This is a genomic window from Bacteroides sp. AM23-12 (genome assembly GCF_003434395.1).
GTDB lineage: Bacteria > Bacteroidota > Bacteroidia > Bacteroidales > Bacteroidaceae > Bacteroides > Bacteroides thetaiotaomicron.
In genome coordinates, this window is record NZ_QTLF01000049.1 from 1 (window position 1) to 22,213 (window position 22,213).

At 37.4% G+C, this 22,213-nt stretch carries 19 protein-coding genes, 1 tRNA gene and 2 pseudogenes; 6 read left to right on the forward strand and 16 right to left on the reverse strand.

What is annotated here, in order from left to right:
* Positions 1 to 479 precede the first annotated feature (479 nt).
* The 11 genes and pseudogenes from DW640_RS21800 to DW640_RS21850 form a co-directional block, all read right to left on the reverse strand.
* Positions 480 to 1,763: a DNA sulfur modification protein DndB gene (locus DW640_RS21800; RefSeq protein ID WP_117578940.1), complete on the reverse strand. Its 1,284-nt coding sequence runs from the start codon at positions 1,761 to 1,763 to the stop codon at positions 480 to 482.
* Entirely contained in the window at positions 1,760 to 2,275 is a 516-nt protein-coding gene (locus DW640_RS21805) for a hypothetical protein (protein WP_147326401.1), read from the reverse strand. Before DW640_RS21805 ends, DW640_RS21800 begins: the two co-directional genes overlap by 4 nt.
* A gap of 41 nt (positions 2,276 to 2,316) precedes the next feature.
* Complete coding sequence (locus tag DW640_RS21810) at positions 2,317 to 3,903, reverse strand: DndE family protein (RefSeq protein ID WP_117578942.1); 1,587 nt, start codon at positions 3,901 to 3,903, stop codon at positions 2,317 to 2,319.
* Positions 3,893 to 6,019 carry a DNA sulfur modification protein DndD gene (gene dndD, locus DW640_RS21815; RefSeq protein ID WP_117578943.1) on the reverse strand — a complete coding sequence of 709 codons (2,127 nt, stop codon included), beginning with the start codon at positions 6,017 to 6,019 and terminating at the stop codon, positions 3,893 to 3,895. The genes DW640_RS21810 and dndD overlap by 11 nt, the downstream gene beginning before the upstream one ends.
* Complete coding sequence (dndC, locus tag DW640_RS21820; RefSeq protein ID WP_117578944.1) at positions 6,019 to 7,365, reverse strand: DNA phosphorothioation system sulfurtransferase DndC; 1,347 nt, start codon at positions 7,363 to 7,365, stop codon at positions 6,019 to 6,021. Before dndC ends, dndD begins: the two co-directional genes overlap by 1 nt.
* 311 nt (positions 7,366 to 7,676) lie before the next feature.
* Positions 7,677 to 8,654, reverse strand: coding sequence for a DUF5712 family protein (locus tag DW640_RS21825; protein WP_117578945.1), 978 nt, complete (start codon positions 8,652 to 8,654; stop codon positions 7,677 to 7,679).
* Between the two features lie 4 nt (positions 8,655 to 8,658).
* Positions 8,659 to 8,884: pseudogene (locus tag DW640_RS21830) on the reverse strand (clindamycin resistance transfer factor BtgA); the annotation flags it as partial.
* 1 nt (position 8,885) lies between these two features.
* Positions 8,886 to 9,122 (reverse strand): annotated as a pseudogene (locus DW640_RS24105) (hypothetical protein); the annotation flags it as partial.
* Positions 9,123 to 9,165: 43 nt separating this feature from the next.
* A complete protein-coding gene (locus DW640_RS21840) occupies positions 9,166 to 9,447 on the reverse strand; it encodes a hypothetical protein (RefSeq protein WP_117578946.1) in 282 nt (93 codons plus the stop codon).
* Between the two features lie 66 nt (positions 9,448 to 9,513).
* The gene (locus tag DW640_RS21845; RefSeq protein WP_117578947.1) at positions 9,514 to 10,164 is read right to left on the reverse strand and encodes an HAD family hydrolase; all 651 of its coding nucleotides are present in this window, start codon (positions 10,162 to 10,164) and stop codon (positions 9,514 to 9,516) included.
* Positions 10,161 to 10,766 carry a sugar O-acetyltransferase gene (locus tag DW640_RS21850; protein WP_117578948.1) on the reverse strand — a complete coding sequence of 202 codons (606 nt, stop codon included), beginning with the start codon at positions 10,764 to 10,766 and terminating at the stop codon, positions 10,161 to 10,163. The genes DW640_RS21845 and DW640_RS21850 overlap by 4 nt, the downstream gene beginning before the upstream one ends.
* 201 nt (positions 10,767 to 10,967) lie before the next feature.
* Between DW640_RS21850 and DW640_RS21855 the strand changes: the two genes are divergently transcribed.
* Positions 10,968 to 11,861, forward strand: coding sequence for an AraC family transcriptional regulator (locus tag DW640_RS21855; protein WP_117578949.1), 894 nt, complete (start codon positions 10,968 to 10,970; stop codon positions 11,859 to 11,861).
* Positions 11,862 to 11,900: 39 nt separating this feature from the next.
* On the opposite strand, the gene DW640_RS21860 is transcribed toward DW640_RS21855, so the two are convergent.
* From DW640_RS21860 to DW640_RS21870, 3 genes are all read right to left on the reverse strand, one after another.
* Positions 11,901 to 11,973 (reverse strand) — tRNA-Lys (locus DW640_RS21860).
* Positions 11,974 to 12,067: 94 nt separating this feature from the next.
* Complete coding sequence (locus DW640_RS21865) at positions 12,068 to 13,201, reverse strand: AI-2E family transporter (protein WP_117578950.1); 1,134 nt, start codon at positions 13,199 to 13,201, stop codon at positions 12,068 to 12,070.
* Between the two features lie 19 nt (positions 13,202 to 13,220).
* A complete protein-coding gene (locus tag DW640_RS21870) occupies positions 13,221 to 13,820 on the reverse strand; it encodes a thymidine kinase (protein ID WP_008763837.1) in 600 nt (199 codons plus the stop codon).
* Positions 13,821 to 13,961: 141 nt separating this feature from the next.
* Here DW640_RS21870 and DW640_RS21875 point away from each other — a divergent pair, with 141 nt between their 5' ends.
* The 5 genes from DW640_RS21875 to DW640_RS21895 all read left to right on the forward strand — a co-directional run bounded on the left by DW640_RS21875 (position 13,962) and on the right by DW640_RS21895 (position 17,767).
* A complete protein-coding gene (locus DW640_RS21875; RefSeq protein WP_182427190.1) occupies positions 13,962 to 14,681 on the forward strand; it encodes a hypothetical protein in 720 nt (239 codons plus the stop codon).
* 6 nt (positions 14,682 to 14,687) lie between these two features.
* The gene (gene rsmI / locus DW640_RS21880; protein WP_008763835.1) at positions 14,688 to 15,362 is read left to right on the forward strand and encodes a 16S rRNA (cytidine(1402)-2'-O)-methyltransferase; all 675 of its coding nucleotides are present in this window, start codon (positions 14,688 to 14,690) and stop codon (positions 15,360 to 15,362) included.
* A gap of 34 nt (positions 15,363 to 15,396) precedes the next feature.
* Entirely contained in the window at positions 15,397 to 16,251 is an 855-nt protein-coding gene (locus DW640_RS21885) for a hypothetical protein (RefSeq protein ID WP_008763834.1), read from the forward strand.
* Positions 16,252 to 16,353: 102 nt separating this feature from the next.
* Complete coding sequence (locus DW640_RS21890) at positions 16,354 to 17,046, forward strand: YjjG family noncanonical pyrimidine nucleotidase (protein ID WP_010535336.1); 693 nt, start codon at positions 16,354 to 16,356, stop codon at positions 17,044 to 17,046.
* A 61-nt stretch (positions 17,047 to 17,107) separates the two neighbouring features.
* On the forward strand, positions 17,108 to 17,767 hold the full coding sequence (locus tag DW640_RS21895) for a MarC family protein (RefSeq protein ID WP_008763832.1): 660 nt from the start codon (positions 17,108 to 17,110) through the stop codon (positions 17,765 to 17,767).
* 128 nt (positions 17,768 to 17,895) lie between these two features.
* Here the strand turns inward: DW640_RS21895 and DW640_RS21900 are convergent, their stop codons facing one another.
* Positions 17,896 to 19,305 (reverse strand): RagB/SusD family nutrient uptake outer membrane protein, encoded by a 1,410-nt coding sequence (locus DW640_RS21900; RefSeq protein WP_016268689.1) that lies wholly within the window; start codon positions 19,303 to 19,305, stop codon positions 17,896 to 17,898.
* 19 nt (positions 19,306 to 19,324) lie between these two features.
* Positions 19,325 to 22,204, reverse strand: a complete 2,880-nt coding sequence (locus DW640_RS21905; RefSeq protein ID WP_074859031.1) for a TonB-dependent receptor — start codon at positions 22,202 to 22,204, stop codon at positions 19,325 to 19,327.
* Between the last annotated feature and the right edge of the window lie 9 nt (positions 22,205 to 22,213).

Below are 22,213 nucleotides of genomic sequence, written 5' to 3' on the forward strand. Positions count from 1 at the left end.
GAGACTTAAAGATACAAAGACAACGGGTACTTTATCGGGGGCTTACATATAAGCAATCGTATAGGATTCCTATTGTACGATTTCGACATTTGTATTTGTTTTAGATTCTTTATAATAGGAAATTTAATTTCTTATTGTGCTGCTTTCGGACAGATATTGAGTATACCTCTTTATTCTTTTTACCATCATCCTTGGTTTAAAATATTGTACATCTTGCGTTATGAAAAAGAGCAACTCAAAAAATAACTTTGAATTGCTCTCTTATTTTAGTGATCCGCCTGGGATTCTCCAATAGGAGTTACCACGCTGATATTTAAAACTTTATATTTTTTGCTTCAAGCATATCCCATGATTTATCCCACTAATTTGCTACGTGCTTTTGCGGTAGTTTGCTCATGGAGAATACTAAAAGCAAAGGTATATAATATTTCTGACTTTTAGCAAAGTCATTGTAAAATCCTGTCTTTTTATTATTTTTTTTATTCTGCAAAAGCTGGAGATGGTAATTCTAACTGAAGATCTCCTGAGTTTTTTTTATAATTATTCTTTAGTGATTTTAGTTGCATGGCTGATAAATATAAACCAAAATGATATCGAAGATAGTGTTTTGCTAAACTTTTATTTACTAACATTCTTTGTTTGTAAGGATCGTATAGAATGTAATTCCAAAAATTTGAATTAAGTTGAGGTTCAACTTTCTTTATGCTATCTATCTTTTCGTTTAACTTTCCTAATTGCTCAAGTTCAAATATTAAATTGAAAATAACCTCTTGCCCTATTGGTCTTAAAAAAAACAGATTACCAACATTATCTCTAAAGCCTTGTGGATTATTAATAAAGTCATGGGCATCTTTAAATAGTTTGAAAAAAAGATCCCAATATTTGAATATTTTACTTTTATATTCGTTCAAAACAGCTTCATTACTAGGTCTTACACGAACCAAGTTTGATTGCGCTCCTTCATATGGAGGATAAATACTTTTAGGTATAAATATCTCATTGATATTATAGAGACATATTGTTGTTGTTATTTTATCATTGTCAGTAGGAAACTTAAGTTCTGCGGTCTTATTTTGTGCTACAACATTGTTTTTTGATAATAAGGGATGATCATTTATCAAATATCTCGTTATAATTGCTGATACATCGTCTTCATCTAATAATATACTTTCACCAAGTGAAACAGGCTTTGCATATCTGTTTATAGTCGTGAATAATCGTCTTGTTCTCTCTTTTCCTGCGTCATCAGGATTATGGGCTATAAGAGTAATTGCTATTTGCTCCTTTAATATATCAGGGTTCTCCTTTACTGCTTCTCTTAAACCTTTAACCCTATGTTGTCCATCAAGAACGAACATTATTTCATCACCTCTCAACTTTATGATACCAAATGTTTTTTCTACCTCTTCAATTTGTTCTTCACTGTATCCTTCTAAGTCATGCAATGCTTTTAATCCGATAGGAAGCCACTCTGGGTCTCCACCATAGACCGCAATGGTAAGATTATTGACATATTTATCGGATTGTTGTAATAGATAGTTTTTGATAGGTTGCAGTCTTCTTTCATCAAATAATCGTTGGAGCATTTCATTTACTGCAGCGGAGTTTATCTCATCAACTTCATCTGTGGTCTTAACTCTATATTTAATATCTGTTGATAAATAGGGGAGTTCTTCAACAATATTTTCTACCGACATTATCATCTGATAATATCTCCAATGGGAAAATTGTCCAGTGATTGAAGGAAGGTATAAAGCTTTCATCTTCTATATAATTTTATATTTTGTTTTAGTACAATTGACCTAAAATCATCATTCATGGGTGGAACAATTGAATCTATTAAATCATATTCTTCTTTTTCTCTCTCACTAGTAGAACCATAATCTGTTTCGAAAAAATTGAAATATAAAAAATCTTTCCAAACGAGGGTCATTATTCTTTTTTTTAGATCAGATGGATGAGTTGAATCTTTATATCTGAGATAATTCTGATATCGTCTATATAAATCATTTGTCTCACCTACATATAGAATATATGAATGATAACAAGTAAAAGGCATATTTGGTTTTACAACAAACATATAAATACCTTCTTTACCTCGCATCTTTTCCATGAGTGATAGGTTTGTTTCTGTAAACTTAATCTCAGTCCAATTGTTAAATCTGTTTTTATCTACTTTCTTCTCTTGATTCCATACGTCAATATCAATGCAGACTTTTTGCCATCTGTGGCTTTTTTCTATTAGTATCGATTCGTTTGTTATATCTAAGCTCATAATTACTATTTCTAATAATGTAAAAATAAAATGCGATTGTTTTATTTGGAATTTCTTTCCCAATACTGTTTGACCTTAAATCTTTCGGCTGGTTTAAACTCTTTTATATTTGTAATAGCTTGCCCTTTTTCGATTTTTTCCATACTCTTTGAAATCGCATATGAATATTTACTTGACAGCCCAAGAAATTTCTCAATAATCTTTGTGTTTTTATCCTTAATGTCGAGTAAAAATGCCATTTCACACATTGAAGAAAAATCAAAATCAGATTGGTTATATTCTTCAATTCCTTGTGATAATAATACAATAGAAACACCTTTAGAACGTATCTCTCTTAATATTTTCTCCAAAATCTCTTGATACTTTTTTTCTTTAAATAACACATGTGCTTCATCAATTAAAATAATGTATCGCATTGCTCTAACTCCATTCTCAACTGGAGTATTTTCCATATTCATAAATGTATTGTATATGTAATTTATGATAAGGAATAAAGATGTAAATCGGAGGGAATTCGACAAGTCTCCAGACAAAGACAAATAGAGATTTTTAGATAAAAAATTAGATGAATTTTTGGGATCATCTAAAAATATTGGATAGCGACTTAATTCTCCCATGATTTCAGTCAGTGTATCTCTTTTGTCTCCAATAAGTTCTAATAATATTTCATTGATTTGATTTAAGGTTGGATATGCTCCTCCTTTTTGATTAATAAAAGCATTTTGAGTAGCTTCTCTTAACAATCCTTTCTGTTTTACCCCTAAATTTGAATATTTACAAACAATATCTACGAACTTATCAATTCCCATATTTTTATTAGATTCATTTACGTTATCAATAAATGTAAGCGGATTTATGGGAAATCGTGTATCTGGTACATTAATAAATTCGGTTTTTGTTCTATTAAAAAAGGGAGTCATGTTTTTTATGTCATCATTTTTTAGACCTTTAAAGTCTAGGTATATGAAATTGACATGACCATTTGATTTTTCATGAATTTGAGTCACAAACTCTAAGGCAAATTGTGTTTTACCTGTTCCAGAATTACCAGCTACGGCTACATGGTTATTATTGTATATTTTTGAATCATTAAATCCGATATGGATTGGTTCATTAGATCCAATAATAGTTCCAATTTCCAGTTTTATAAGTTCGGAAAAATATGATTTTTCAATATGCTGCTGATTATTAGGTACACTTCCTAACACAACGTTTAAACCATTTAGTGGTAATGTCCCTTTTTCAATATATTCAATAAGAAAATCAAAGAAAGTATAGTTATAACTCTCTTGAAATATTTTATCTAATGATTCTAAGCCATGATCAATATGTAGTTTTATATACTTAGGAATATTTACATCATCAGTCTTGTATATTCCATAATGTTGACAAATTAAAGCTATGTAGAAATCACGATATTTTTCATCAAAAAGAGTATGGTCTTTATATTCTTTTCCTTTTGAATCATATAAATTGAAATCAGTTGTTTGGAACTTTTTTCCTGTTTGCAAAGAATATCCCAAAGCAATACGGGCTATTACATTTTCTTTTGTTCCATATGGTAATTTTGTTGTTAAACTTTTAACAACTATTTGGTTCTGCTCGGAAGTCTTAATATTAATCTGCATTATATTTTTGATTGTATTTTTCGATGAATTTATCCGATGGAGCTTCTACAAATTCTGAACTATCAGTCGATATATTATCAATTAAATATGCACGACAAATCTTAGGCAAGAGTATTGAATATTCTTTTTCTGTTAATTCCTTATTTATTAGCGGGAATATAACAACCTGTTTTGATACATTTGGATAAAAATATCTTATGATGTTTTCAGCATGTTGTTCGTCGAATTTTTGCATAGGACTATCTATGAAAACAGGAAATTCAATTTCTGATTCATCTACAAGAGAACTCAATAGGGCAGATGCATACATTTGGCGTTCTCCCATTGACAAAGAGCTTTTATCTATAACTTTATCACTTTTACTATAAAGAACAATGTCAATATCATCTCCTGTTGCATTAATATCAACATCAACACGCTGAATAAAGTTTTTCTTATGCATCAAGATACTTAGAGACTGAAGCATTTTGGCTTCTAAAGACTTTTTCTTTTCATCTTTGAATTGAACAATGAAATTTTGAAGCCTCATTATCAGCTGTTTTGTTTTTCTTTCTTTTTGTGAATAAACAGAAGATTCATCTATTTTTCTACGCAAAATTTCTTGTCTTTGTCTATATGCTTTCAGTTCATTAGATTGTTCTCCGATTTTTCGATTTAGAGCTTCAATTTCATTATCATATCTAATAATATTGTTAATTATATTATCTTTCTTTTCTCTCAGGCTAGATATATATTCATCTTCTGCGTTATTTTCCGCGTCTCTTAATTTTCTATTGATTGAATCAAGTTGATTTTTTATATATAAATATTCAGTATTCAACTGTGCAAATTTATCTTTAAAGCTATGTTTTATAGTATTTACAAGTTGAGAAAATTCATTGGCTTGATTCCCTGAGAAATCATGAAGTACACTGAATGACTTTGGTAATTCTACAATATCTGAATAAAAATATTTTTTTATTAATATCTTTATTTGTTCTTCGTAGAAATTTTTAATTTTTACTGTGTTCGGATCAAAACACAAATCAGATTTTGATTTAGCATTTTCGAGATCTGCTTGAATGCGATTTATTTTTTCTGATACATCTTCCTGTTTATACTTTTGTTCAGAAAGTATTTTCTCATTATTAAGCTGTTCTAAAACATTAGCCACTGTTTCACCTGCTAAAGCAAATGGTATAATATCAAATAACTCTTTTAGACTATCTTGTTTTATAATGATGTCTTGGCTAAGTCTAACTTGTACTTCTTTTAACTCATTTAATTCTTCAAGAGACATCTTATCACCTTCACGAATCAGCTTTCGTTGGATTTCTTCTGATTCTTTCTCTAGAGTGTTACGCTTCTCTTTAATATCATCTATTTGAGAGTTGATATCACTCATTGTTATCTGAGTGTTTGTTATATCTGTTTGAAGCTGATTTAATTCTTTTTTCTCTTCTGGTTTGGCAGACCGACGACGATAATCATCTTGTTTTTCTTCAAGACTTGCTTTAAGGTCTTCATATTTTTGTATTCCTAATACTTCGGAATAAGCTTTACTTAATTGCTGTCGTTGCTGTGTTGAGTTTACCTCTGCTAATGAAACAATCTTTTCCGCATCAAAAAAGAAGAATTTAGCAATTTCAATAGGTAAGATAAAATCACGAATAAATATTTCTTCTCCTTGCTGATTGTTCTTCGATAAATCGTCTATTAATTCGTTTTGATAGCCGTCTATAAGGACTTCTACCTTGTCGGAAGCGGAAGTTATAACATTGTATGTTCGTTTAATCGTGATTTCAGAACAAGTTATATCTGGTATTTTAACATCGCAAAATGTAACAGATACAGAGAATTCTTTGTCGCCTTCTTCTCTTGCTTTTCTATTTAAACTTTCAGAAATGTACTTTGTATAATTCCCTTTATCTCTAATTTCCTTCTCATATAAATCATCAACTTTCTCCATTTGTTTGCCATATAGACACCAAACAAGAGACATTAGGAATGTTGTTTTACCAAATCCATTTTTCCCACTAATGACTATTACATTTTTGTCATCAGAAGGTAACAAAGAAATAACATTTCTTCCCTTGTATATCCTAAAGTTATTTAGTTCAATTTCTTTTATATACATTATGCCGGACGATTTAAGTATTTTTCTATAACTCGTTCTATATCATCTTTAAGACCTCTTTTACGATTCAATAACGCCTTATTTCGCTGTAATGTTAATAATTCGTTGATTAATTCATAATCCGATGGTTCGTCTTCGCAAACTGATTTAAGTAAATCAATTTCTCTTTGTATTTTTTCGGCATGTCTTTCCATTTCCATTTCTTTATCATAAATCTTATTGTAAATACTCGATACAGTCTTTGAAAACTTTAAATTATAATATGCTGCATCTCGATGCCAAATAACTTGAATTGCAACTAACTCTTGGTTTGTTATTAGCTCAATATTTGAATTTTCTTTCTGAATAGCACGTTGAGAACTCAGCACTTGCTCTAATAATTTAATTCGATATTCTGGGTCATAAGTACCTAGATTATCTCCATCTTCATTTACTGCATTCTTCATGTTGCGACGTATGGGAAGGCGGTTTTGGGATTTATTACGTTCTTCTACCATACTTTCACGTAATCTCAGAAGAGGCTCTAACCATGTTAGTCCTTTATTTACTAATGATGTTAGCGATTTATCTTCCTTTACAACAGTACAAGTCCAACATCCAAAACGGCTTTGCCCACAAGAACGATGACTCTTGTCAGTGACAATGGTCGGACATTCATAGTCATCGGCACTTGCATCCATATATATCTGGAATAATTCAGAATTATTTGCTCCCCAAGGAGATGTCATCGCATTGATGATATACCAAACTTCTTCTAACAGTAAATCTTTGATTGGAGAATAAACATAAGTATTTGGGTTATGTGGGTGTTTAGTAAGTCTTTTACCCCTTATTTCATGTTTTCTTATAGACTTGGCTCTTGTGGTACTTTCTGAACTTCGAGTTCCAATTAGGATAATTGCTTCTCCATTTTCTGCAACTTGATCTGTCAAAAAACGAGATGTAGGTTTAATTTTCATCTTGTCAGTACACCAACGAAATGCATTATTAGGAACTGGATATCCTCTTCCAATCACATTTACCCAAAATGTATCTTCTAAACGAGGGATAGTAGTTTCTACTCTAATAGGCATATCCATTGATGCGGCTGCTTCCTTAATTTTCTTTAGAACTTCATATACATAGGCTTGTATAACAGGATTCTCGACCAGTGTGTCATTGCAAACAACATGTACCTCTCTTTTGCGCTCTTCTAAAGGAACTTCAGAAATAGCTAGCCAAACGAGTTGCAAAAGAGCAGTAGAGTCTTTTCCTCCACTAAACCCAATTATCCAAGGTCGTAAGTTATCATTTATCAAATATTGGTCTTTAAGTTCTGAAATTATATAGTTGATTTTTTTTGACATATATCAGCCTTATTAAATTACGCTTAAAATAGCATTTAATTTTTTAATATGCAAATATATAAATAAATTGTGACCTGAGCCCTTCAAAATCTACTCTTTCTTGAATATTTGCTTAAAATACCTTTCTAGCCTTTGTTAGTAGCTTTAATACAAGCAGTTTATTATCAGGTGTTTTTCTCTTTTGGAGAATGAGAGTGTTCCTCTATGAAATGGTTGATAAAATGTGATCTTATTTTATATGACTGAAGAAGGACGAATAATTGAGTTTTACGTGGTGACATTTCAGATTTAATAATCATGCTTTCAGTTTCTTATGCTATAGCTTGCGTCCTTTTCTTCTTTCTTTTTGTAGGCTTGTTTGGTATTTGTTCTTTAGAAATGTTTGAGTTAGACAAAAAGTCTGCTGCTGACGTGATAAAAGTGGCTAACGAATGGGCGAAGATATTGCTTTTCTGATTGTTGAATTGAGGGGTAGTAATCTGCTTGGTACTTTTTCTATCTACGTTGAAAGATAGGCTGTCAATCTCCTTGTTGCCGTGATTGCTAGAAAGCACATTTCCTTGGTTGCTATTTTGATTGATTACAATTTTTCTTTCATTGAATTGAATTTCTTGCTCTTGTAGCTTATGTTGCTTAGATATGGTGCAGTTCTTCATAGTATTGTGATAGTGGAATGATTCTTTTTGTTGGCGATTATAGCCGAACAACTTGTCGAATCCTTGTTCTGCTTGCTGAAACAAATTTACTCGATCAAAGCCCCCTTTAATTATTCCGTTCTTGGTGTTCTTACGATTAGTAAGCGGGGATAGCTTTTTCTTGTTGGATTGGTCTTTTCGGTTCACAATCAAATGACAGTGCATATTCAATTTATTGTCTGATCGACTACGGCTAAAATGAATCTTGCCGTAAAACTTTATATCCAAAGCGGATAGTTCTTTATTGAAATTATTGGCATATTCTGGAATAAAGATCTCACGGATGTGGCGTTTCATGGCTTCGGCTCGTTCCTGATTTATGTTACCCATCGCCCGGAGTTCCTTTTCTGATGGGCTGACATGAATAGCATAAAATTTAGCATCCGTCTTTAGGAGTTGCCCGATATTACTATCTATATCTTTAATAACCTTTGATTTATAGATATTGTCCTTTGTTTTCACGAAAAGGCCATCGGTATAGATTCCCTTTTCTATCCGTTCTAAATCTTCATGCTCAATGTAATTAGCGAGTTGTCGGCAACTCCCGGCATTATTATATGTGCCGTTTGATGGCGGGGCAAAGTCTATGTGCATAATCCTATGTATTAATCAGATTATTGATTTCAGCTTTCAGGTTTTCTTTCCTTTCGCTATCCATCACACCGCAAGCAGAAAGTTTCGAATAGAGTTGTATCAGGTGAAGCAACTTTTTATAACCCCGTTGGTGTATTTGGTAGAGAGCATTAATTTGTTTGGATTGGTTGTTTATTAACATCGGCATGATTACAAAACTGCTCACTTAACTTTTTAAGTACGGCAGTTTGTGTGAACATCTCCTAATTTGATATTAGAGAGGTGTTCAAATGCTCTCCCAATTTCTGTTAATGGTGATTTTGTTCCGGCATGGGTTACTACTCTTTGCGATAGGAATAGTCCACTAATCAACTCCATGATTTCAACTAGGTTGGTATTGTCGGTCAAATAGAGTGGTGAAGGTGGAAGGCTGTTTATTCTATTTTGAAATTGGCTGGGGTACTGAATTTTTAGATTCAGCAGTTCCATTTCTGCGGTAATAGTAGCCTGTACCTTTTGTATGAACAGTTTTTTAAGCGCATTTTTCCCCCTGCCCGTAAAGAGGTATTGTTTCAAGTAAAGCTATCTCGATACGGGTAGCTGCAAGAGTTCGATAAGTAGTTGAATAATCATTTCCATTACTTATAGTTCTAATCTGTTCAACAAATTCGCCATAGGCTTTTTGCATTTCATTATTAGTTACTTCTTGTGATGTTTCAGAGAATAGTCCGAACATCCTCATGTTTAACAATACATTCATAAGCATAATTTTAATGGTAAGTATTATATAGAAAGACTTAACGTCTGATTTCATGTTTTTATATTACCAATAAATATCCATTATGCCAGAAAATACTAAAATCAATCTACGAATATGAATCTAAGCTAAATGAGCTTCTTTCTTTAGAAAAGAATGAAGTGATTTGATAGAACTAAACACATATCCTTGATTTTCCTTTTCTAATTTCTTCATTTTTGAGAGTGAAGCTATCCATGCAGCAGATAAGCATTGTATTCCAACTTTACTACAAGCGGTAATATCAGAAAATTCATCTCCAACATATACCATTTCTGCTGGTTGGATATTATATTTTGACATTAGTTTCACCATTGATTCCGCTTTTGTGTTTCTATCTGGCGATCCGATTGAAATACTGTCAAAAAGAGCTTCCATTTCAAAATGGCGAAGCGTAATATCACAACTCCTTTGACCTTTACCTGTTATTAAAGATACAATAATTGAGTTCTCCTTCAACTCTGTTATCAATTCCCTTATCCCAACAAATGGTTGAATGTAGACTGTGTGCATTTCTTTGTATATCACATAAAAATCAATCAGAGCTTTTTCCCAATCTTCTGAAACGACCTCTTTAATCATTCCCTCTTCATTAAGTCCGAATGTTTTCACAATATCATCTTCTGACAACATTTTTGATGCATAGGGAGATACTGCCTGCTTAAAGGCTTCGATACACATTGGGATTGTATCGGCAATTGTACCATCTAAATCAAAAGCGATCAATTTTATCATAGTTTCTTTGTTTGATTGATTTGACGTATCACTTTACATGGATTTCCAACAGCTAAACTATTTGCCGGAATATCTTTTGTAACAACACTACCTGCTCCAATTACACTACCGTACCCAATTGTTATTCCGGGAAGGATTATTACACCTCCACCAATCCAGCATCCATCCTCAATTGTAATAGGCAAAGCGTAAGTGCGGCGAACTCGTTTTATTCCATCTTCTGTTTCAACAGGCGCTAGCCGTTCATCTAAATCAATAGGGTGAGTTGCTGTATAAAGCTGAACATTAGGGGCAATAAGAACATTACTTTCGATAGTGATTTTATTACAATCCACAAAGGTACAACCGGTATTTACAGTAACATTATCCCCTATATGTATATTGCAGCCATAATCACAAATAAATGGACTGGCAACCGAAACTTTCATTCCGATACTACCTAGCATCTTTTTTAGCAAGCTGTGTTTTTCTTCTTTATCCTCATAAGGTAATGAATTATATTTCATCAATAACTTATGTGTTCGGGTCTTTAAATCCAAGAAAACTTGGTTATGACAATCATACCATTCACCAGCCAGACATTTTTCCATTTCTGTTTTCATAATTGTTACGTTTATAAGATTGAAACTATTTCGGTTATATCTTTTTTGTTTCTTGCTGAATAACGTTGTTTTGATGGTTCTAAAAAGTTCATAAGTAATCTAATTTTGATTTGTGGCAAAGTTATACCTATTTTATTTCAAATATAGGTATATGTTTTCGTTATATTGGTATAATTCTGCTTTATGTGTTATATTTGGAGTATGAAAAAAGAAAATTTGCATCAACCATTTGAGATCAGCTTTAACGAGCATAATGAATCGTTATTGACTGAGCATGAGCATACTTTCTTTGAACTGGTCTATATTTTAACAGGAACAGGTATTCAATGGATTAACAATAATATGTTTCCATACCATGATGGACACTTGTTCTTGATAACTCCAAATGATTCTCATTCCTTTGAGATTCATACAACTACAAAATTCATTAACATCAAGTTTAATGACATCTATATACATTCAGCCATATTTGGTTCAGAGAATATCCAGAGATTAGAATTTATTTTGCAACATGCAAATCATCAACCGGGTTGCATCCTTAGAAATAAGGTGGATAAGTTATTAGTGAAACCAATGATTGAAGCAATTATTCGGGAATATGTAAATAGGAATCTGTATAGTAAAGAGATTATCACGCAGTTGATAAATACTATAATTATTGTTGTGGCAAGAAATATAGCTATGTTTTTACCTCAACAAGTCGATGAATGTTCAGATGATAAGTCTCTCGATATTCTTCAATATATCCAAGCAAATATCTATCAAACAGGTAAAATTAGAGCAAAAGAAATCAGTCAGCATTTTGGTATATCTGAAAGTTACTTGGGACGTTATATAAAAAAGCACACCAACGAAACAATGCAGCAATACATATTAAGCTATAAACTAAAATTGGTCGAAAGCAGATTGTTACATAGTCAAATGAGAATAAGTGAGATTGCCGAAGAACTAGGATTTACCGATGAAAGCCATTTGAGTAAATTCTTTAAGAAATACAAGGGATGTAGTCCTTCAAGTTTCAGAAAAAGTAATAATATGCTTGAAACAGATGTTTCTTGCTATCTGCCAAAAAAAGAAATCCCTGATAATGTTTGATTATCAGGGATTTTCTTAAATTACTCTTTTGATTTTCAGTGATCCAGCTGGGGCTCGAACCCAGGACCCCAACATTAAAAGTGTTGTGCTCTACCTGCTGAGCTACTGAATCAATCCTTATTTGCGAATCAGTTATTTCCTGATTGCGGGTGCAAAGGTAGTTACTTTTATTTAATCTGCAAGTGTTTCGTAGAAAAAAGTTCCAATTATTTTTCCTCTTTGTCGCTTGTTTCTTGATTATCAGTAGTTTCTGCTTCATCATATTTTATTCTTTCTTTGTTGATAATAAAGCGTTGATAGTAGGAAAGCATCAAAGTGGTCAGAGGCAAGGCAATGATCATGCCCAGCATTCCCATTAATGAACCCCAGATAGAAAGGGATAAAAGGATGATGGCGGGATTCAGTCCCGTAATCTTTCCCATGATTTTGGGGACGAGGAAAGTATCCTGTATAATTTGGACGATGGCGAAGACTGCCAGTGCGCATGCTATAATAATCCAGAAATTCTCTCCCGTATCGGCAGCTTTAAGGATCGCCAATAAGACCGTAGGGAGGAAACCGATGATTTGCAGGTAAGGAACCATATTAAGCGCTCCAATGAAAAGCCCTAGAGCGATAGCCATCGGAAAATCGATAATAAGGAAGCCTATACTGAACAGAATCCCCACACAAAAGGCAACCAGTGCCTGACCACGGAAATACCGATTCATGCCGTCCTGCACATCATGTACGAGGTTGGATGCGAAGGTACGATACTTGTTGGGCAGCAGATGCAGCCATCCTTCGGCTATGACTTCATAATCCAGCAATATAAAGATTACATATAATAATATGATAAAGGAGGCGAGAATGCTGAACAGGATATTGAGCGACTCCGCAAGCAGGGCCCACACTCTGGGCACCGTATCTTTGATGGCTGCAAGAATATTCTCTTCGCTTAATATACGGTTGAGCGCCTGAAGATCAATATTCTCATGAATGAATTCGGAAAGATTCTTGGGTACATTATTCCCGGCTCCATTGGTGAGGTAGGTTACCAGTAAGTCATTCATCCTGCCTATTTCCGAAACCATGGGAGGCACCAACAGATAGAATAAGGATACTCCGACAAGAGTAATCAGAAACAGGGCACAGAAGATAGAAACAATACGGCTCTTTAACCGTAGCTTATACTGGAAAAACTTGACTAACGGATAAACCATGTAGGCGATCAGCCAGGCTATAAAGAAAGGTAATAACACTCCGCTGAGCCGTTCCACAAGCATTAGTATCCCTACCACCAGTACACATCCGATGGAACCACGTATAAAACTGTCGAATGTTATCTTTTTTCTTTCCATATCTATTTTAATATAGAGTTTATATCTTCTGTCCGTCCTCTCCCCGTGCACGGAGGTAGCATTCCCTGCAAAGCGGCTCGTATTCGGCTGTCTCTCCTAAAAGTACCTGCTTGTCATTCTTGACGGTACGATGAGAGAAAGATGCCAGATCACCGCACTTCACGCAGATAGCATGAACCTTGGAGACCTCGTCGGCAATGGCACATAATTGAGGCATCGGTCCGAAGGGATTCCCTTTGAAGTCCATATCCAATCCGGCGATGATGACACGGATGCCGTTATTGGCAAGCTGTCTGCATACGTCAATCAGTCCGTCATCAAAGAACTGTGCTTCGTCGATGCCTACTACATCTATTTCAGAAGTGAACAACAGGATACTAGCCGATGAATCGATAGGGGTGGACGCGATGGAATGACTGTCGTGTGATACCACGTCTTCTTCCGAATAACGGGTGTCGATGGCCGGTTTGAATATCTCTACACGCTGGCGTGCGAACTTGGCTCTCTTCATCCTACGAATCAATTCCTCCGTCTTTCCGGAGAACATTGAACCGCAGATTACCTCTATTCTACCTCTTCTTCTGGTCTCTTGTATGTGGTCTTCTGAAAATAATACCATGTGATTTTTGTGCTTTCTTGATTAAATAAATAAGTGGACAAAGGTAAACAATTCGATGTACAAGAACTGTTAAATTATCCATTATTTTAAGTTATTGCATAAATTATTCCTACATTCGCACCATAATAACAATGGATGGAAATGAAACAGAAGCTATTAACAGATATTGAGCTGGATGTTCATGAGCTGAAGCTACTCATGAATACGTTTTCTAAAGAGCCGACTCAGACTTTGTCTGAACTGTTGAAGCGGAGCATCCTACGTATGCAGGAGCGTTTGGAACAGTTGTCGGAAGAGATAAGTGCTGTGCCGGTGGAAGCCTCGTCTTCTCCTGTAGCGGAAGCGGAAATAGAAGCCCCCATTGTTGAAGAACAAGCCCCTGTAATAGAGGAAATCGAATATCCGGTGATAGAAGAACCGGTTGTGGAAGAGAATGAAGCGACGACGCCGGGAGAAGATGAACCTGTGATAGTACAGGAACTGCAGACTGCTGTGGAAGAAACAGTAATGGAGGAACCTGTTGTCGAAGACGAAATGGAAGAGAAAGAAGCGGAAGATGAGTCGGAAGACGACGAATCGCTTCTGATAGAGGAGCCGAAAGCTGCCGTATTGGGCGAAAGCATAAAGATGGCTGCCGGATTACGTCATTCCATCAGCCTGAATGATTCTTTCCGTTTCTCACGTGAGATATTCGGCGGAGACCCCGAACTGATGAATCGTGTTATCGAGCAGATATCAGTCATGAGTTCTTATAAGACTGCCGTGGCATTTCTTGCCTCGAAAGTCAGCGTAAACGAAGAGAATGAGGCGATGGCCGACTTTCTGGAGTTGCTAAAAAAGTATTTTAATCAATCAGCATAAAAGTTTATGGGAAAGTTATATGTAGTACCTACGCCGGTAGGAAATCTGGAGGACATGACCTTTCGGGCAATCAAGGTGCTGAAAGAGGTCGATCTGATTTTGGCAGAGGACACACGTACTTCCGGTATTTTGCTGAAGCACTTTGAAATAAAAAATGCAATGCAATCTCACCACAAATTTAATGAACATAAAACGGTGGAAAGTGTTGTTAATAGAATAAAGGCAGGTGAAACTGTGGCATTGATTTCGGATGCCGGAACACCCGGGATTTCCGATCCGGGATTTTTGGTAGTCCGCGAATGTGTGCGCAACGGTATCGAAGTGCAATGTTTGCCGGGAGCGACAGCTTTTGTTCCGGCATTGGTAGCATCGGGACTGCCGAATGAAAAGTTCTGTTTCGAAGGGTTCCTCCCTCAGAAGAAAGGACGACAGACACGACTGAAGGCATTGGCAGAAGAACATCGTACTATGGTGTTTTATGAATCGCCTCACCGCTTGTTGAAAACGTTGACACAGTTTGCCGAATATTTCGGCACTGAACGTCAGGCAACCGTGTCTCGCGAAATATCCAAACTCCACGAAGAAACTGTTCGGGGAAGTTTGGCGGAATTGATAGAACACTTTACCGCTACCGAGCCCCGGGGCGAGATTGTGATAGTATTAGCAGGAATAGACGATTAAAATAACTTCATTTAAAAACGTAAAACGTAAACGTATGAAAAAGTTAGCAGTTTTATTTATGTGCGCAGCCATGTTGGCTTCGTGTGACTTTAAAGGTGGAAGCAAAGACCTTAAGGCTGAAAATGACTCTCTTTTAATGGAATTGACACAGCGTAACGCTGAATTGGATGATATGATGGGAACTTTCAATGAAGTGCAGGAAGGATTCCGTAAGATCAATGCTGCCGAAAGCCGTGTGGACTTGCAACGTGGTACTATTACCGAAAATTCAGCCAGTGCCAAGCAACAGATTGCTTCTGACATTGAATTCATCTCCAAGCAAATGGAAGAAAACAAAGCTCAGATTGCAAAACTGGAAGCTCAGCTGAAAAACAGCAAGTACAACTCTACTCAGATGAAGAAAGCTGTAGAAGCTCTGACTGCTGAATTGAAAGCTAAACAACAACGTATCGAAGAACTTCAGACTGAACTGGCATCTAAGAACATTCGTATCCAGGAACTGGATGCAGCTGTCAGCGACCTGTCTGCTGCCAAAGAATCTTTGGCTGCCGAGAACGAAGCGAAAGCTAAAACCGTTGCCGAACAGGATAAGAGTCTGAATGCCGCATGGTTCGTATTCGGAACAAAATCAGAGTTGAAAGCCCAGAAGATTCTTCAGAGCGGTGACGTGCTGAAGAGCGCTGATTTCAACAAGGATTATTTTACTCAGATCGATATCCGTACAACAAAAGAAATCAAGTTGTACTCCAAACGTGCTGAGTTGTTGACTACTCATCCGACAGGTTCTTATGAACTGGTGAAAGATGACAAAGGTCAGCTGACTTTGAAAATTACTAATCCTGCCGAATTCTGGAGCGTATCCAGATACTTGGTTATTCAGGTAAAATAAGGTAGACATACCTGGTTAGAATTGCCAATGTGCTGATTCCTGAATTCAAGAAATTAGCACATTGGCTTTTTTATTTCTCATATTATATATATCACGGAGCCAATGAAATATAAAAATCTCTTTTTTGACCTGGATGACACCATCTGGGCTTTCTCACGAAATGCACGCGACACCTTTGAAGAAGTATATCAGAAATATTCATTTGACCGCTATTTTGACTCGTTCGATCATTATTACACACTGTATCAACGACGCAATACCGAACTCTGGCTTGAATATGGAGAGGGAAAGGTGACGAAGGAGGAACTGAACCGCCAGCGTTTCTTTTATCCCTTACAGGCAGTAGGAGTGGAGGATGAGGCTTTGGCTGAGCGTTTCTCGGAAGATTTCTTTGCCATTATTCCTACCAAAAGCGGTCTGATGCCCCATGCCAAAGAAGTGTTGGAGTATCTTGCGCCGCAATATAATTTGTATATCCTTTCCAATGGTTTCCGGGAGCTGCAGTCGCGTAAGATGCGTTCGGCAGGAGTAGATCGTTATTTTAAGAAGATCATTCTTTCGGAGGACCTTGGCGTATTAAAGCCTTGGCCCGAAATCTTTCATTTTGCTTTATCTGCCACCCAGTCCGAGTTACGCGAATCGTTAATGATCGGTGACAGTTGGGAAGCCGATATTACCGGAGCGCATGGGGTAGGGATGCATCAGGCTTTCTATGATGTGACGGAACGAACCGCTTTTCCTTTTCAGCCTACCTATCATATCCATTCACTGAAAGAATTAATGAATTTATTGTAGGTTTTATGGATTAAGTCGTATTTTTGTTGCATCTAATAAATGTATAAAATACGATAACATCATGGATAGTACGCTTCTGCCATTTGCCTTACTTTGTTTTACTTCGTTCTTTACGCTGACCAATCCTTTGGGGACAATGCCGGTCTTTCTGACCATGACACACGGAATGACAGATAAGGAGCGACAGACTATTGTGCGCCGTGCCACCATCGTGTCGTTTATAACGTTGATGGTGTTTGTCTTTGCCGGGCAGTTCCTTTTCAAATTCTTCGGTATCTCTACCAATGGTTTCCGTATTGCCGGTGGAGTAATTATCTTTAAGATTGGTTTTGATATGCTTCAGGCACGGTATACTCCGATGAAACTTAAAGACGAAGAGATTAAAACCTATGCCGATGACATCTCCATTACTCCTCTTGGAATTCCGATGTTGTGTGGTCCCGGGGCTATCGCTAACGCCATCGTTTTGATGCAGGACTCTCATACTTACGCCATGAAAGGTATATTGATCGGAACAATCGCTTTGATTTATCTGTTGACGTTCTTCATTCTCCGTGCTTCCACCCGACTGGTGAAAGTACTGGGAGAGACCGGAAATAATGTGATGATGCGTTTGATGGGATTGATTCTGATGGTGATTGCAGTGGAATGCTTTGTGAGTGGAGCGAAGCCGATATTGGCGGATATTGTGAGAGAAGGGCTGAGCGGTATCTGCAAGTAGAAGTCTGTATTGTGGGGAGGAACGGATAAGATTACACTCATGTGTAAATTCGGAAATGGAAAATAAAAAGCGAGCCCGTTTAACTGCTTAAAGTTAAACGGGCTCGTTATTAAAATGGTTTCAGTGTATTAGTAGCCTTCGTTTTGTTTCAGCTTACCGTTAGATACATTGATCTCGGAAACCGGAATAGGCATTACGGTACGATAGTCGTCATAGTTGATCGGACCGGCCGGAACCTGGGCATTCGTTACTGCCTTTTTGTTTCTCCATGTATCCCAGGCGTTATGACCTTCACCATAAAGTTCCAGTCTGCGTTCTGTCAGAATATCATCGATAGTAACAGAAGCAACGTCTTCATAGCCGGCTATTCTTTGCTTACGCAAGTCATTGATATAGCTGGCAGGATCAGCACCACCTGCTTTTAATGCAGCTTCTGCGGCGATCAGATATACTTCGGACAGGCGGATTACTTTCGGATTATTTACATATATTTCTCCGTCGCGTCCCGGATACTTCTGGATATACCAGCCTTCGTTATCTCCACCGTCGCTTTCTTCAGCAATCAGAGTACTGCGAACATCTTCCGGACGTTCTTGAAGGAAAGTTTTGAATCCCTCGGTGATACCGGCTTCAGCATAACCTTCGGCATGTGTGTAGAATCCGAGAGAGTTACGTTGTGCATTGTAGAGTGAGGTAATCAGGAACTCGAAAATGCTTTCACTGCTTCCAACTTTGGTCCATACTGTTTCGTATTCATCTCTGGTGTACAGCTTGTATGGAGATTTTTCGATTACATATTTGGCGTCCTCAAGTGCTTTACTGTTCTCATTCATGTAGAGATATGCACGGGCTCTCAGTGCACGGGCTCCCCAATAGTCGATATGACCGGCAGTTACTACCTTGCTGGTTTCTGGGAGATTATCCAATGCAGTCTTCAAGTCATCCAGTATGGTTTCGTAAGTTTTCGCAATAGTAGCTCTTTCTGCTGTATATCCGGATTCGAAAACTTCTGTAGACAATACGATACCCGGATCGCTGGCCTGTGCATTACAAGGAAGTTTAGCGAACAAGCGGGCCAAGTCAAAGTGGAAAAGTGCCCGCAAAGCATACAATTCGCCTACCTGAACATCAACTTCAGCTCCTTCCAGACCGGATTTCTTAACTCCCTCCAAAACTTTGTTTATTCTTGCCAGAGAAAGATAAAAGCGTTTGTAGAAATAGTATGAATCAGAACTGTTCTTAGTAGCCTGGTAGGCATATACATCAACTGTTTGCTTATTGCTACCGATGGCTTTGAAGTCGCTGCCTCTTTGGTCGGCGTACAAGAAGAAATCACCTGCGTAGCTGCCACGTGGATTAGTTCCCGCGTCTATAGAAGAAGTCTGAGACTCATAAACACCGTTAACTGCAAACTGTAAATCTTCAAGAGTCTTAATAGCACCTTCTGAAGGCCATTCACTGGAAGGCACTTTGTCGAAAGTATCGCATGAGGATACTGCCAACGTCAGTAATAGAATGGGTAAATATATTTTTTTCATTATTCAGTCTGTTTATAGATTATAATTTGATATTAATGCCGAATACACAGCTTCTCAATGCCGGTGTATCTGCCTGACGATAACCATTGATCGCTACATCCGGGTCAATGTTTTTAGTCTTCGACCACAACATAGCTAGATTGTTTGCTCTGAAGTAGATGCGGAAGTTGGAAATGTGCTTCTTCAATACCGGCAGAGTATATCCTACTGTCATTTCTCTCAGACGAATATTGTCAGTCGATTTGATTGTGCGGCTTGAGAATCTGTCCCAACGATAAGGGTTAGCGTAGATAGGCATCGGGTTGTCTACTTTATCACCCGGATTTTTCCAGTAGTTTCCGGCTACATCTTCTGACAGGTTCATGGAACCGATTCTTACGCCATCATGATGAGAGAAATATCCCGGATAATCGAACATGTCACCACCAAACTGATAAGTGATCAGGAATGACAGGTCAAAGTCTTTGTATGTGAAAGTGTTGCTGAATCCACCGATAACATCAGGCAATGCTTTTCCTACAATTCCCTTACCTGCTTCGGAGTAGTCATTTACCACTCCCTTTGAGTGATCTTCAGGATCTAACCAGAATTCTCCCAAACCTGTTTCAGGATTTACACCTTTCCATTCGGGCAGATAGAATGTATACATTGACTCTCCCTCACGGTGCAGATACATTTCTCCGTCTCCATACTGGATATCTTTTCCTTCAGGAAGTTTGTCTACCAATGCACGTTGGTAAGTCAGGTTGAAGTTTGAAGTCCATGTAAAGTTCTTGTTGCTGATATTTTTAGAATTGAGTTCCAATTCGAAACCGTCGTTCTTCAATGCACCCAGATTTTCCCAACGGGAGTCAAAGCCGGTGATTAATGAAGTAGGTACTTCGAACAGCAAATCCGTAGTCTTCTTATTGTAATATTCCAGAGACAGATTTACGCGGTCGTACATATTCCATTCAATTCCCATATTGAAGTTCTTGGATTTTTCCCAGCTTAATTTGTCGTTTGCCATTCTTGACCAGTAAATAGCAGGAGCACTTCCGTATCCGGAACCTGTATACAGGTCCATGTAACCATAGTAATCTGAGGGCAAGTTACCGTTTGTACCATAAGATGCTTTGATCTTGAAGTCGGTAAATAACGGCATATCTTGCATAAATCCTTCTTTACTCATTCTCCATGCACCGGATACAGACCAGAAACTAGCCCAACGATTGTCTTCACTCAAACGTGACGAACCATCACGACGGAAACTGGCAGAAAGATAATACTTGTTATCATAGTTATAATTGCCACTTGCGAAATATGACATCATGCCGGCTCCCAAGGTTGAACTTGCAGCCTGGTCCGGTTGTCCGTTGGCCAATTCGGGATAGTGGCTTGAATAACGTTTGGCAACAGTTACAATCTGCAGCAGGTCTCTGTTTTCAACTTCGAAACCGGCCATCAAGTTCAGATTGTGCATATCTTTAAAAGTATCCGTGTAGTTTAATGTAGAAGAGCTGGTAGCTACGCGGCTTTCGAAGGTATAACGAGAACCCATTCCGCTGACGGAACCACCGTTAACACTGTTGCGATCCCAATATTCAAAGTGCTTGTTGTCTACATAGTCATAACCAAAGATAGAGTTAAGTGATAACTTATCACAGAATTTGATTGTTACATCTGCATTGGTCATGCTACGGAACATTTTGGTCTGAATCCACTCCAGAGCTGTATCGCTGTCTTTACCACCTAGCATCAGATGCGGGTTGGTAACTTTACCCCATGCTGCATTTTTATTATATGAACCATCTTCATTCTTTACCGGAGCAGTCGGGTCCATTGCGAATAAAATACCTATCGGAGAAGAAGTACCCATTCCTTGAGCCTGGTCTCCCTGATCGCGGAAACCATCTTGCGATGTAGCGGCTATCATTTGCTTGAGAGCTACGTTCAGCCAGTTATTTACTTTGTGATTAACGTTCAGACGACCGGAGATACGTTCGAAGTCACTACCAAGAACGATACCCTCGCTCTTATTGTAGCCAACTCCGGCATAGAACTGAGTCTTTGACGAACCGCCGTTGATAGATACCTGGTGATCTTGAGTGAAAGCAGTACGATAGATTTCTTTCTTCCAGTTCGTATTTACTTTACCGGATGGGTCATGGATAAAGTCAGCAACAGTAGCCGGTGAGTCGAGCAGAGGAATGAACATATCACCTCCGTTATCTATGTTGTTCAATGCTGCTTGTTTGCTATCTGTTATTCCGTAAGTAACCAGACAGTTGGCTAATGATTCGCGAGTGTAGTCAATCAAGTCGGCTGATCCCATCATATTGAAAGCATTTACAGCCATCTTGTTCCAGCCTACTTCACCTGAATAGCTGACATTCGTTTTTCCTTCTTTACCTTTCTTTGTGGTAATGATGATAACACCGTTTGCGGCACGTGAACCGTACAATGAAGCAGCAGCGGCATCTTTCAGAACAGTCATGCTCTCAATGTCTTCAGGATTCAGTGTACTCAATACGCTTTGAGTCTTACCGTAGTAGTTCATGTCGTCATCAGCTTTTGTTACAACACCGTCAATAACATACAACGGGCTTTTAGAAGCACTGATAGAACCGACACCGCGAATGTTGATTTCGGCCATAGATCCTGGGTCACCAGTTGCTGAGGCTGTGCGCACACCTGCCATTTTACCGGACAATGCCTTGTCAAAAGATTCTTTGGAACCGGAAACGATTTTATCTGCCTTAATGACAGCAGCTGATCCTGTGAATGAAGACTTCTTCGCAGTACCATAAGCCACAACAATAACCTCATCAAGATTTTGTGCATCTGATTTCAGTGTAACTTTCACCATTGGCTTGATTGCCACTTCTTGTGTTTGCATACCAATATACGAAATCTGCAAAGTCTTTGC